The 12,877-nt window shown below is 54.0% G+C and carries 8 protein-coding genes; 5 read left to right on the top strand and 3 right to left on the bottom strand.

Features of this window, described 5'->3' with window-relative positions; genetic code table 11:
- Positions 1 to 49: 49 nt before the first annotated feature.
- The 3 genes from KTT_RS25170 to KTT_RS25180 form a co-directional block, all read right to left on the bottom strand.
- Positions 50 to 3,937, bottom strand: a complete 3,888-nt coding sequence (locus tag KTT_RS25170) for a S8 family serine peptidase (protein WP_235845867.1) — start codon at positions 3,935 to 3,937, stop codon at positions 50 to 52.
- 1,010 nt (positions 3,938 to 4,947) lie between these two features.
- Positions 4,948 to 6,204, bottom strand: coding sequence for an RNA-guided endonuclease InsQ/TnpB family protein (locus tag KTT_RS25175; protein WP_126599982.1), 1,257 nt, complete (start codon positions 6,202 to 6,204; stop codon positions 4,948 to 4,950).
- Entirely contained in the window at positions 6,191 to 6,778 is a 588-nt protein-coding gene (locus KTT_RS25180) for an IS607 family transposase (RefSeq protein WP_126599984.1), read from the bottom strand. Before KTT_RS25180 ends, KTT_RS25175 begins: the two co-directional genes overlap by 14 nt.
- Positions 6,779 to 7,279: 501 nt before the next feature.
- Between KTT_RS25180 and KTT_RS25185 the strand changes: the two genes are divergently transcribed.
- From KTT_RS25185 to KTT_RS25205, 5 genes are all read left to right on the top strand, one after another.
- On the top strand, positions 7,280 to 8,128 hold the full coding sequence (locus tag KTT_RS25185; protein WP_126599986.1) for a FadR/GntR family transcriptional regulator: 849 nt from the start codon (positions 7,280 to 7,282) through the stop codon (positions 8,126 to 8,128).
- Positions 8,129 to 8,279: 151 nt separating this feature from the next.
- A complete protein-coding gene (locus KTT_RS25190; RefSeq protein WP_126599988.1) occupies positions 8,280 to 9,650 on the top strand; it encodes an ABC transporter substrate-binding protein in 1,371 nt (456 codons plus the stop codon).
- 65 nt (positions 9,651 to 9,715) lie between these two features.
- A complete protein-coding gene (locus tag KTT_RS25195; RefSeq protein WP_126599990.1) occupies positions 9,716 to 10,669 on the top strand; it encodes a carbohydrate ABC transporter permease in 954 nt (317 codons plus the stop codon).
- A 29-nt stretch (positions 10,670 to 10,698) separates the two neighbouring features.
- Positions 10,699 to 11,535 (top strand): carbohydrate ABC transporter permease, encoded by an 837-nt coding sequence (locus KTT_RS25200; RefSeq protein ID WP_160146128.1) that lies wholly within the window; start codon positions 10,699 to 10,701, stop codon positions 11,533 to 11,535.
- Positions 11,536 to 11,552: 17 nt separating this feature from the next.
- Complete coding sequence (locus tag KTT_RS25205) at positions 11,553 to 12,863, top strand: cellulase-like family protein (protein WP_126599994.1); 1,311 nt, start codon at positions 11,553 to 11,555, stop codon at positions 12,861 to 12,863.
- Positions 12,864 to 12,877 lie beyond the last annotated feature (14 nt).

The following is a 12,877-nucleotide window of genomic DNA, read 5'->3' on the forward strand; positions in this document are numbered from 1 at the left end:
TCGCGCGCCACTTGTATTAATGATGAGCCATACTACAAACACAAGCGCATCAGTACTTGAAGGCCTGGATCTGCGCGTTATCAGGCCCGAATGTCCACCCGGTACGGGTTGAGGGGTCAAGCTGAATGCCGCGCTGACTGTGCAGGCCCAGCGGATTGAGTCCATTGATAAAGTTAAATGCAGAGAGCGTGCGCACGACGGCACCGGTGTTGAGATCCAATAGGTCAAGCTGGCTCATCACATTGCTATCCGTCATCTGTGGTGGCATTCCGAAAAATAGCTTTCCAACGGGTGTTTTATAGGCGACTACTGCCAGATGATGTATGCCATCCACAGCCAATGTCAACGGTTTTTCCCTGCGTAGCACAAAGCTGTTGCCAGCAAGAAGCGTCTTTTCGTCGAAGGACTGAAGGCGGGTTGTGCCGGGAAAGTTGACGCTGAAAGAGGTGTAGGAGAGCGACCATCCGTTACCTCCCTGTTGGTCGTCAGCGAAGGCAAGGCTACAGTTACTTACAAAGGCAGTAGATGCCGTAACCTGCATGGTATCCAGGTTTACGTCCAGCACTTGTGAGGAACCGATACCAAGGCAGACCTGTCGAGAAACGTGCACATGGCCAGTGGCCTGATCCAGGTCGATGGTGTTATAGTAGCCAGCGCTCACGTTCTCGGCGGAGTCCAGAGGGATTGCCGTACCCAGTTTGCCCGTTGCCAGATCGAGTGGCAGGATCTCGTCAGCGTTGCCGGGTTGTACCCACATCAACAGTGCTGCCCGGTGGTTCTGCTGATCGACCCGGCCGCTCTGCAGCACATACTGATTGGATGCCAGAGTAATGGGCTCACCAACCTCCTGGTTAGCCACCATATCCCAGATCTCTAACAGCTTCGTATCACTGCTCGTTTGATGTGTTAGCAGCACGCGGTGCAGCTGGGTGTCTACCCCAATCACGCTGTACCGGGCATTTGGCGTGACATCGCGAGTAATTGTTGCGCCATATACACCGGTGATCGAATTGTAGTGGAGTACCGATAACCCGGATATGCCACTGCTGATGACAATTGAGTCTGGGCCAGCGATGGCAAAATCGAGCGCGATCCCATCGTCAGGGATAATACCGTTATTGAAGGTCAGGGCCGAAGATGGAGAGGCCTGGCCGACTACGTCACCTTGACTGTTTACTGGCAGTATCCGCAGATTGTACTGGAGGGCGTCGGTCAAATCGAGCCCAGGGGCATTGAGCGATATGACACCCGACGTTCCAGGGAGGCGCTGATAAACGATAGACCCGCTATCATAGCCATCGTTGTCGCGAGCAGTCCCATTCTGTGCGGTGAATGTATTGAGCGAGTTGTAAAGCGTAGGCCCAGGAGCTGAGATCTCAAGGATCGCACCCTGTGCGTCGTCTATCTCGTCAACCGAGTAGCGCAGGGTGAAATCAGGGGCGTTACGCGTGATAATCACCTGGTGGCCTGGCTTCTGACCTGGTGAGGACACAATCGGAGCATCTGGTCGGTTGTTTGCGCTAAAACCGTCTAAACGCACCGGGGCGAACTCACCATATATGGGTGCGGCCGTCCTGGCGCTATTCTGAATCAGTCCCACGCCGTAGATGCCACCGCCAGAAGAGAAGACACTGGCCGGGATGGTGATGGTGCCACTTGTCTGCGTTAGCGGCGTTGACCAGGCCACGTTGAAGAGTGGCGCGAGCACAGGATTCCAGTGTCCAACGGTGGAAACAACCAGCTGGGGGGATGCGACATTGCGCACACCACTGAGATCATACTGTACGCTGACATCATGTCCTGGCTGCACGATAGGATTAACGGTCGGTGCTAATGCCTCTGTGAATGTGCCATCGCTGGCACTCAAGGTCAGGGTGCGGGTTACCGAGGCTACCGTACGACCTTCTCGGAGCACATCAAAGGCCACATTCAAGGTACGATCCGTAGTAGATACTACGGGGAGTCCAGCTGCCTCTAGCAACTGTATCGGTGTGACACGGATAGATGGCGTGGCTGAGAGGAAACGTGTCGAACCAACGGTTAACTGATAGCTGTCTCCATGTCGGGTGTTGGTAAGGTCGGCAGCGAACGTGACCGGTCCAGAGAGCCCTTCACCACTTGGCTGGTTCAAACCATTGGATGGGCCCGCGAGATCGATGGTATTCTGATCGGTCATCTCTATGAATCTGCCTCCCAGGCCGCCGAGCGTCTGGTGGTGTGCGACAGAAAGCCGAACCAGTTGAGGATCCTGGCTGCCAGGATCATGGGGAAGCAAGGCATCTACCGCGGCGGTAATGTCCAGTTGAGGGCCTACCTGAAGCTGACGATCGATTTGTGCGGGTGTACCCACAGTGCGACCAGTACTCTCTAACAAGGTGCGGATCTGAGCGGGCATTAAATGATGCCCTGTAAGTAATCCAGCCTGGTGAACCACGGCAGCGGCAGCCGCGATCTCTGGCGCTGCCGCCGAGGTGCCACCCGTGAGCACAGGCAAGACCGATTGTGCGGTCGCGCCACCTGTTTGGTAGTGCTCAAACGCGACGATATTGTCGCTTGGCGCGGAGAGATTAATGCGAGAGCCGAAGCCAGAGGAGAAGTTACCGGAGCCGCTGACCCTGGTTTCCGCGACAGTCGCGGTACTCATGTTACCATTGGTCAGGGTATTATCGGTGGTGGTGCCCCCTGCCGCGATTGCACCGGAATCCATGACCTGGCTGGGAGTAGTAGAGAATGCGTCATCGTCAATATTAGTGACGCGGTTCGGATCGCTGGTTACATTGGTTGGAGTGCTGCCACCATCAGGTCCCACGGAGGCTGGCGTATAGAGGCGAGTCCCGTCGTTTGCCGCGATAGTAACGGTGATGCCGTACTGATGTACGATGGTAGAGATAGTGGATTGGAGCAGTAGATCATCTTCCAAATAACGACCAGCAAAGCCGTTGACATCGGTACCAAACCCCAGGCTCGCATTAATAACGGTCGGACGCGGATTCTGTTGTGCTGCGGCCAGTAGCGCGGTTGCGATCTCGTCGAAGGTTGGCTGTGAAGGAACCACCAGACGGTACGACGCGCCTGGTGCGATGCCCAGCAGGTCGGTAGCTCCACTGCCAATAGCATCAGGACGCTGCTGATCGTGTGGCAGTGGGGCCATTACGCTGAAGTCAAGCAGGATTTCGCCGTTCGCCGGATCCTGCCCCTCGGTGGAGCCTGTCGGGTCGAGCTTGCCAGAGGCATCAGTCGTCCAGGTAGGGATGAGCGGCATAGATGGCAGGTCCAGATAGCGTTGACCGTTGCGAACGATCGTGGTTGGGCCATTGGACCGAACATATGAGTCTCCAGCATCCGCCATCGACTGATCGGTCAGGTCACCTATACAGACGTTTGTGATGATCTCACCTGTACCAGGTAGCTGGTTGTAGCGGCTCTGCAGTTCCTGGTAGGCACCCATGGCGTTGACTCCGCCAGCATTAAGCCAGCTCTCCAATGAAGAGGTAAGTCCGTAATTGGATGGCAATGCCGAACTGGTTGCTTGCTGCTCCATCTGCGTAGTTGCTTGTTTGGCTGCAACATTGACGATTGAGGTGGGTAGAGTAGTAGGAGGAGTGTTCATACCCATAACATACCGATCTGGTTCAGCAAGCACAACACCCGAGATCGTTGCAAGTTGAGTGGCCGCGGCTGTGGGGTCGGCCTTTCCAATCTCGGCAAGTACCAGATTGTTGCCCAATGAGCGCAGCGCTGTGGTGTGGAGGGCTTCCAGCGCCTTATTGAGAGTGGGGGAAGAGGTTTTATGGGAAGATTTGTCGTTCGCGAAAATTGTAGTCCCCGAGGCCAACTGTAACAGTACCCGTCCGGGAACTACAGAGCCGGCCTTGCTAGCGACTCCATCGAGCTTAACTGGCTGCCACGCATCACCCAGCGCAGGCTGGCCATTCATTGTGTTATCTGGCGTCTTTAGCATTGGCGGTACGCTGTTGGCTCGGGCAGCCAGGGCAGTCGGAGAGGAAAAGAATGTGCATAGCATACCCAGAACAAGCAGAGGGCACATGAGGCGGGTTCCCCATCGCGTCTGCCTCAGAGATAGAAAACGTCCCTGTGTAAAATACATAATAAGAAATTCTCCCAAATCCAAAAATAAGATGTGAATAGCTTCAATCAGAAGCTAGCTGAGAGAGAGATGAAGATGCAGAAAGAAAGAGCATCTTCTAAATGCTTGACGGTGTGTCGAGTGAGCTCAAGATCTTAGGATATGAAACACCGTACTGTGCGGCTGATCGTGTACGTCCTTGAGGATGTTTTGCCGATGATTGTAAGGGGCAGTGTATCGGTCACATCGCTAGAAAAAATGTCTTTGCGTATACTGCATGAAAAAAGCTTCTCCTACAACCAAACATTTTATACAATAGCTAGAATCAGAAGTAACTGCGAGATCGACGAAGATGTAACAACGAAGAAGATTATCAGCTGGTATTTTCGATTACCTCCATATCAGCAAATACTTAAATTTATTGTTGCACTGTATCTCCATAGAGATTTCCTTCGATAATTGTTGCGAGTAGCAGTAACATCTTTTTTTCTGATTGCGCCATTGTTCAGTTTTATACTACAACTATACAGTATCAAAAAAATTCATGTCAATAAAAATAATGGCGTAAATATTTTGATTGATGGAATTCTCGAAAAAATGTCTAAAATGCACATACAGGGTACAATCCCACTTATCGACAGGTGCATTCCCATAGAAGTAAAAGCAGTATCCTCCACCAGAATAACAGCCGCCCTCCTCTCTTTCCGCTCGCAATCCCATATATAGAAATTAAAATAAGACAAGGTCCATTTTATTGTGGCAAAAGGCTCTGTCGCGAACACCACTGTTCTCTATTATCCTTCATAGTTCCGTCACGACTAGCGAATCCTGACAGGTGTCAGGATTTTCACGTGAGCAGCTTAGTGAGGGAACGACAGCCTCACGGGATGGACTACTGGCAGATGAACCTTGCACTCCCCATCCGCTACTCCCTCCACCTCAAAGGCATCAGGAGCTGCTTTTCGAATAATGTTGTACGATCCATTACAATCAGCGTTGATGAGTCGGCCATCTTGGGCCCGATAGAGGCCCCGTGCGATGCGTTTTCCGCTGAACACAGGCGGCTTCTCCTGCCCAGACTGATAGGGAGGTAGTGGATCACGATCCAGGAAACTGGCCTTACTGGTGTAGGCCTCTTCCGTGAGCAACACCCGGATGCCTTTATGCTCCGCTTTGTAGGTAAGCATCTGGATCAAGCGCGCATGGGGAAGCTGAACAAAGTGCTGGTTGTTGCGTGCGCCCAGGTTGCTCTCCTGCTTCCAGCCTGCGTTGCGCCCGATCACCAGCGTGCCAATGCCCTCGGAGACCAGCAGATCCACCACAAAGCGAGAGATGGTATGCAGATCATGCTCGATGCGTCGATGGCGCCAGATCGTCAGGCGCTGCATGCGTCGGGTCACGCCAGGGCGGCCGAGAGCCTGTTGCAGATCGGCCATCGTCTTGTTATAGAACTGGTTCGTACTTTTGAGACCGCGTCCGTTAACGACGACCGGGACAAAGCCTGGCTTGTTTGCAGTTAACGCGATCACATTATCGACACCAGCATCGATGCCCGCGATGAGGGAAGCATCGACGGCAGATTCGGCTGGCTCCTGTTCATACACGATCTCTACGACGACAAAGCCGTGTTTGGGAACCACACGGACCTGCGCGATCGTCCTGGGGTCTTGCCGCGTTTTGACCTGAATGCCCAATCCTGAAGGTACAATGAGGTGCCGACCAAGGGTCCGTTTGCTGCGGCTGACGGCCTGCATCGTATAGATCAGCACATTACGACCGGTCGTTTTGTGCTTGTAGGTGGGCAGTTGGGGACGACGACGGAACGTGGAGGGATCGGCCTTGTAGGCCTTGAGGGCTGCAAAGAACGAGGTCCAATTGCGTTCGAGCAGTAGGAGCACCTGTTGGGCCACTTTGGCCGGCAGGGCTTTGTAGGCTTCATGCAACTGCATGCGCCGATCCATCTGCTGGTAGCTGAGGGAGATCCCCTCAAAGATGAAGGCCTGACGCATTTCGTAGAGCGCCGCGTTATAGAGGTTTTTAGAGGCGAAGCAGGCGGCATCGAGCGCCCCATACCGGGGATCACTGCGATCAATGATATGCTTTTCAGTCAACTGCATGCTCGGCCTCCAACTCCTGCACCAGACGCTCTGTCGTTCGTTTGGCACGCCGTTGTCCATAGAGTCGAGCACAAAAGCTGTACACAATGCTGGTGAGGTCTGCGAGCAGGTCCTCGGTGCTCGTGTCAGCCTGATTGACGACCTCGATCTCACGTCCATAGGTGTGAAGCAAGGTCTCAATGTAACGGAACCCGAAGCGGGTGCCGCGGTCTTTATGCTCAATGACGATGCGCCCCACGCTCGGATCAGCCAGAAGCGCCAGAAACTTGGGGCGGTTGTCATTGACACCAGAGCCAAGTTCCTTGACCACCCGGCTCACCTGATAACCACGAGCCGTGCAGTACGCGACCAACCGTTCGACCTGACGATCCAGATTGGCCTTGTTTTCGGCGGAAGACACCCGCGTGTAGACCACGGTGTGAGGCTTCGATACGGGGGCGGAGACCGTGGTTGGTTCATCAATGAGAATCGTGTGAGCCCCGACGCGCCGCCCCTGGATCTTCCCATCCCGGAACCAACGCCAGGCGGTCTCATAGCGGACCCCTTGCTGTTTGGCATACTCGCTGAGTTTCATAAGCCTATGATACCATGATACTCATGAATTATCAAGGATTCACTATACTTCCAAAGATCGGTTTCAATACCTGTTCATCCGCCCAGCAGTTTAGGGCTGACAACTCAATGTGCAAGCTCGCTGGCATCCTCCATTGGGCAACACCACCGGCGACAGAACCACGCTCCCATGTACATGCGCCTCTTTCACCTTCCGCTTCCACATCCGCAAATCCCGGGGTCCTGGCAACCACGTCTACTCCTGTTCTATCAGCACATAGTGTGGATTACAGGTGATCTGATCAATACACTATACTGAAGAGAGCTGATCACATCACTAGACTACCTCAAAACGCGTTTGTGATACAAATAAGAATATATTTGTGCTTTGTCACTATTGACAGATATAAATTTAGCATGTTAACCTTGTTTTATCACATCCTTGAAGTAGCGCGGCCCTTCGAAGTCGATGCCTATTTTGTGATGATGATCTGATCAATTGCAACTCGAGGAAGAGTGACGTATGCAAGACAAGATTCAACGCCAGCAGGTGTATGAAGTAGTAATGAAAAGCCTCAAAAAAGACATTGAAAGTGGCAAACTCAAAGCGGGTGACCGCCTGGCAACAATGCGTGAGCTAGCTGTGCACTTCGGAGTTGGCCAATCATCAGTGCGCGAGGCGATACGCGTTCTAAGTCACATGGGACTCCTGTATGTGAAGCACGGAGGAGGTATCTTTGTCAATGAACGTAGAGCCTGGGAGCAAACACCTGCGACCAGTGGGGTACTCGTTGAAGGCGTACGCACGTCATTGCTTCATCTCTTAGAATTGCGCCTGGCTATCGAACCAATGGCGGCACGCTTAGCCGCCATAAGAGCCACTGAAGAGGAATGCCAGGAAATTCAGCAGCGATGCGACGAGGTACAGTTGATCCATCAGCAAAATCTCAAGGTGTATCAAGAGCAGAGTGCCTCCGAGGAGAGCATTTCGCAGGAGGAAGATGTGCTCTTCCATATGACCATCGTACGCGCCGCGCATAACCCGTTTCTGCTCGAGACCCTTGAACACGTGCATGGGCAACTACGAGAGGGGCGTCAGATTACCTGGCTTGTTCCACAGCTCGTCAATAGCGCGCTCCATTTTCATCCACAGATTACCGAATCAATTCTCACCCATGATGCTTTACGCGCTGAAAGCTTTATGCGCGCCCACCTTGAAGATGTGGTGTGGTGGTTAGAACTGTATGATACACAAAATCAGGGAAAACATCAAGACGACGCGGGCTCGACAGGTTCCTCTGAACCAGGAGTGCCTCAGCGTGCAAAAGGAGTATTGGCAACCGAACTGACGAAGAATTCAACGACAAACTGATAGGCATCCATAGCGGGCTCTATCGGACATCCGTACGCCTTGTCATAAAGCCGACAGGACAACATATGTGTACAACGGTGTAGTAATCAACAGGCATGGTAATGTGTCCATCATAGTTTGAGGAAATTGTCTTCTACATGGAGGTAAAAGAATGCGTCACGACCATATGCACGATCTTGTTTCCAGCCTGCAGGCACGTAAAATCTCTCGCCGTGAGTTCACGACTCGATCTCTCGCACTCGGCCTCTCTACCGCGGCTATCGGCTCGCTCTTAGCCGCCTGTGGAGATGATGGAAGCAGCACAAAAGCCAGCAACAACAATGCTTCCGGGCAGATCACCGTCTGGACCTGGCCAGACAACGACAAAACCTTTGCCAAAACCGTTCCTATTTTTCAAAAAAAGTTCCCCACCATCAAGGTGAATGTTCAGGCCTTCGCGAATGCTGATACCGATTACGCGACCAAACTCCTCGCCGCTATTGTCTCTGGCACGGGACCTGATGTGGCTATGGTAGAAATTGGTGTCGTCGCCAAGTTTAAGGGCAAACCGGGCTTTGTCGATCTCTCACAGGCACCGTACAATGCGTCGCAATATAAAGGGAGTTACGCCCCCTATTCATGGGACTACGTAGCCAACCAGCAGACGGGAAAGGTCTTTGCCCTGCCGAAAAATACGGGCCCCGGCGGTCTGTTCTATCGTCGCGACCTGTTTCAGAAGGCTGGTCTGCCCAGCGAGCCCGATCAGGTCTCCACATTGTTGAAGGACTGGGATGCCTTTCTCTCGGTTGGCAAGAAGATGACGATCAAGGGCAAACAATGGATGATCGTCGGTCCAAGCGCGATCTTTCAGACCATTATCGCTGAGGCGGGCTTCTCCTATTACGATACCAAAGGCAATCTCCAACTCGACAATCCCACCTTTAAAACCGCCATGCAATACACGAAAGATGCCTGGCAGGCCGGGATCGTCTCACCGCTTGAAGAGGGCAGCGCCGAGGCGAACGCGACCACGCAGAATGGCACCGTTGCGGTCTACCTCAGCGGGAACTGGTTTGGCGGTCTGTTGAAGAGCGTCTACGCACCAGGGACGAGTGGCAAGTGGGGCGTCACCACCGCTCCAGCCTTTCAAGGAAAGACCGCCTATGATAGCGGCGGTGATTTTATCGGCATTCTCGAAAGCAGCCAGAATAAACAAGCAGCCTGGAACTTTGTCAAGTTCGTCACCCAGGACCCAGACAGCCTTAAAACCATGTATCTTGCCAACGACCTCTACCCCGCCTGGACACCTGCGCTCAGCCAGTCATGGCTCAACGAGAGCGATGCGTTTTACAAAGGCCAGCAGGTCAATCAGGTCTTCTCGCAGGTGCAGCAGAAGATGGCGCCACCGATCGCCAATCCCAACGATGCCATTGTAGGGACCGTTGTGACCTCGATGCTCACCGATATCACACGTGGCAACATGGCTATCGATGCCGCTATATCCAAGGCCAAGCAACAGATTCAGGCGAAGACGGGCCAGTAGCCGGCCCGCTCTGAACAAGCGCGGCTACTATCCCCAATCCAGGATTGCGAGAGAAGGACTGAATCATGCACATCGATACCGGGTATGAACCCACTGTCTCAACCCCTGTCACACACAAAGAACCACGCAGCGATCGCGCACTCCTCAAACGAGTGCGCGACCACTGGACGTTTTATGTCTATATTGCTCCGTTTTATATCCTCTTTGGCATTTTCGGAGCCTATCCGCTGCTTGCCTCGCTCTACTATAGCCTGACGCGCTGGGATGGCCTCTCCCAGCCAGTCTTTGTAGGGTTGACGAATTATATCAATCTGTTTCACGACCCTACCTTCCTGAAGGTCGTGGGCAACTCGCTGATTGTCTGGATCGGATCAACACTGGCAACACTGGTGATCGCGTTCGTCCTGGCCTTTCTGGTCAATTACTATGTCTCTCAATTTCGCACTTTTTTTCGCGTGGTATTCCTGTTCCCACTGCTGGTCGCGCCGGCAATGACAGCCATCATTGTGAATGTGCTGTTTTCGACGAATGCGGGCCTGATCAATACGGTACTCGGCTTTTTTGCTGGCCACAAAGTGGAATACGATTGGTTCACCACCGGCTTCTGGCTCAAGCCACTGATCATTTTAATGGTGGTCTGGCGTTGGACAGGCTGGCATTTCACGCTGTTCCTGGCAGGGCTCCAAAGCATCCCCTTTGAGATTTACGAAGCGGGCCGCGTGGATGGCGCGTCCGGACGCCACCTGCTGCGTTCCGTTACCTTCCCCTTGATGATACCAGTGATCCTGGTCAGCACGGTCACGGCGACGATCGGCGGTTTGCAGATTTTCGATGAGCCCTATGTCCTGACTGGTGGGACCGGCGGAACGCTGCAGCAGGGAACCACCCTGGGACTCTACCAGTACCAGACGGCGTTCCAGGACTTTAATTTTGGCCTGGCTTCCGCTGTGGCATGGGTCATCTTTGCCCTGGTGGTGCTCTTCGCCATCTTGAACTTCCGCCTGGGACGGAACGAGTAACGCCCATTTGTGAAGAAAGGACATCGCCGATGCCGACGCTCTCATCAAATCGCACACTACGCCTGTTCATCACCATCTGCATTGCACTGCTGGCGCTCGTGTTCATTTTCCCATTCTATTGGATGATCGTACTCGCCACGCACACCCAGGCAGAGGCCTATCAATTTCCACCACCGGCATTGCCCGGGACGGCCTTGATCGATAACTTTACCCGCCTGATCAACGCGTTCAGCCTTGGCCGGGCGCTGGCTAACAGCTTTTTTGTGGCCGGAGCCTCAACCCTACTCACGCTGTTCTTCTGCTCCCTGGCCGGCTACGCCTTTGCGCGCTTTCGCCAGGCGCCCGGCTACAACTGGCTCTTCAACGGGATGCTGGCAACAATCATGATTCCCCCGACCGTAGGGCTGATCCCCTGGTTTGTGGAGATCAAAACCTTTCACTGGCTCAATACCTACTGGCCGCTCATCGTCCCATCGATGGCCAGCGCCTTCGGCATCTTCTGGATGCGGCAGTATATCGGACAGACGATCCCGGATGAGCTCTATGATGCGACACGCGTGGATGGCTGCTCAAGTTGGGGAACCTATGTGCGCGTGGTGCTGCCATTGATCGTCCCCGGCCTTGCCGCCCTCGGCATACTGACGTTCTTAGCCGTGTGGAATAACTTCCTGATCCCGCTCATCATTCTCAACGATAAAAACCTGTTTACCATGCCCCTGGCATTGACCAGCCTGTATGGGCTGTACGCGAACGATACCCCTGCCGTCATGCTGGGCACCACCATCAGCGTGCTCCCCATTATTGTCGCCTTCCTGCTGGGAACGCGCTACTTCCTGGCCGGTCTGACCAGTGGAGCTGTCAAATAAACAAGAAGGAGCTGTACATGCATACCTCTCATTACCAGATACCAGAACACTTACCCCAACGGCTCACCATCTCGCTCTGGGACTTCTCCTGGTATACCATGACCATGCCCGGCGAACCATTCGCCGACCTGGACCGGGCATTCGCCGAGGCTGTTGAGCGTGGCTATAATACCGTCCGTATCTGCGCGATGCCCTATCTGCTCTTCGGAGACCATGGACGCGATACAAGCGCACTCACCTTCAGCAATCTCGGCGGTACATTCGGACAGCGAACGCGCTGGTACAACACCAGAGGGGGCGCCACCCTGAACGGACGCGAGCATTTCCTGCGTTTCTTTGAAGCAGCCAAACGGCATAATGTCTTTGTCATTCTCTCTTCCTGGGAATATCAACAGAGCCCGAGTTTTCTCTCCACCTCCGATTGGTACCAGGATCTGATGGCAATCGCGCCGCAAGAACGCTTCAAGGCACTGGCGCGCGCTATGGGACGCATGATCACCTTTCTGAAAGAACATCAGTTGGATGATCGCATTGCCTATGCCGAATTGCACAATGAGGTTGAATTGACCAAACTCCGAGAGGTAGCCCAACCAGGTGAGGACACCTTTGCCGCAGAGAAACCCTACCTGGAGCAGGCGGTCTCGCTCCTGCGGGATGAGCATCCGGATATTCTTATGACTGTGTGTTACGGCGGGGTACCGCTCACCCATATGCACGATCTGCCTCAAAACATGCAGGTGGCGCACTTCCACCTCTATATCTATGGTGTGCTGGAACAGCTCTTTCAAGAAGCAGGCCTGAGAGGCAACGAGGGACCCTTTCCAACCGAGTTGGCACGGGAAATCTTGCGCAAGGACGCGCCACCATTTGAGACCTGGGCGCCCCCGTCGGAAGAGGCGTGGAAGACGGAGGCGACAGGGGTCAGCCGTCGGCTCTTCTATATCCATGACTGGGCCGATCCCGACAAATGGGACCTCTGGCTCTACGACCACTATGGAGATTACCGCGTGGCCATGCGCCAGGTGATCGATCTGCGCCTGCAAGCGCTGGCCGCCTGGGCTGAGCAGCGGAACATTCCAGCCGTGATTGGCGAGGGGTATGTCGGCTATACGCCGCTGCTCACAAACTTCGAGGAGGGGCCGGTCGGCAAGGATATCGCCGAATACGCGGTGGCGGCCTGCCAGCGCCTCAACTTCTGGGGCTACATCCTGTGTTCGAACGCCGCCCCCCATCACCCGTTCTGGCACGATGTCGCCTGGCAGCAGCGGGTCAACGCGCAGATACTGGGCGCCGCGGCGCGCAACGAGCCAGCAGTAGATGAGAGATAACAGCAAAGAAGAAA

This window comes from Dictyobacter aurantiacus (genome assembly GCF_003967515.1).
Classification (GTDB): Bacteria; Chloroflexota; Ktedonobacteria; order Ktedonobacterales; family Ktedonobacteraceae; genus Dictyobacter; species Dictyobacter aurantiacus.

What these genes read in the sequence shown, in the direction of transcription:
- KTT_RS25190 (WP_126599988.1), top strand. Translation starts at nt 8,280, where the DNA reads ATGCGTCACGACCATATGCACGATCTTGTTTCCAGCCTGCAGGCACGT.
- KTT_RS25170 (WP_235845867.1), bottom strand. Translation starts at nt 3,937, where the DNA reads ATGAATGGCCAGCCTGCGCTGGGTGATGCGTGGCAGCCAGTTAAGCTC.
- KTT_RS25185 (WP_126599986.1), top strand. Translation starts at nt 7,280, where the DNA reads ATGCAAGACAAGATTCAACGCCAGCAGGTGTATGAAGTAGTAATGAAA.
- KTT_RS25195 (WP_126599990.1), top strand. Translation starts at nt 9,716, where the DNA reads ATGCACATCGATACCGGGTATGAACCCACTGTCTCAACCCCTGTCACA.
- KTT_RS25175 (WP_126599982.1), bottom strand. Translation starts at nt 6,204, where the DNA reads ATGCAGTTGACTGAAAAGCATATCATTGATCGCAGTGATCCCCGGTAT.
- KTT_RS25205 (WP_126599994.1), top strand. Translation starts at nt 11,553, where the DNA reads ATGCATACCTCTCATTACCAGATACCAGAACACTTACCCCAACGGCTC.
- KTT_RS25180 (WP_126599984.1), bottom strand. Translation starts at nt 6,778, where the DNA reads ATGAAACTCAGCGAGTATGCCAAACAGCAAGGGGTCCGCTATGAGACC.
- KTT_RS25200 (WP_160146128.1), top strand. Translation starts at nt 10,699, where the DNA reads ATGCCGACGCTCTCATCAAATCGCACACTACGCCTGTTCATCACCATC.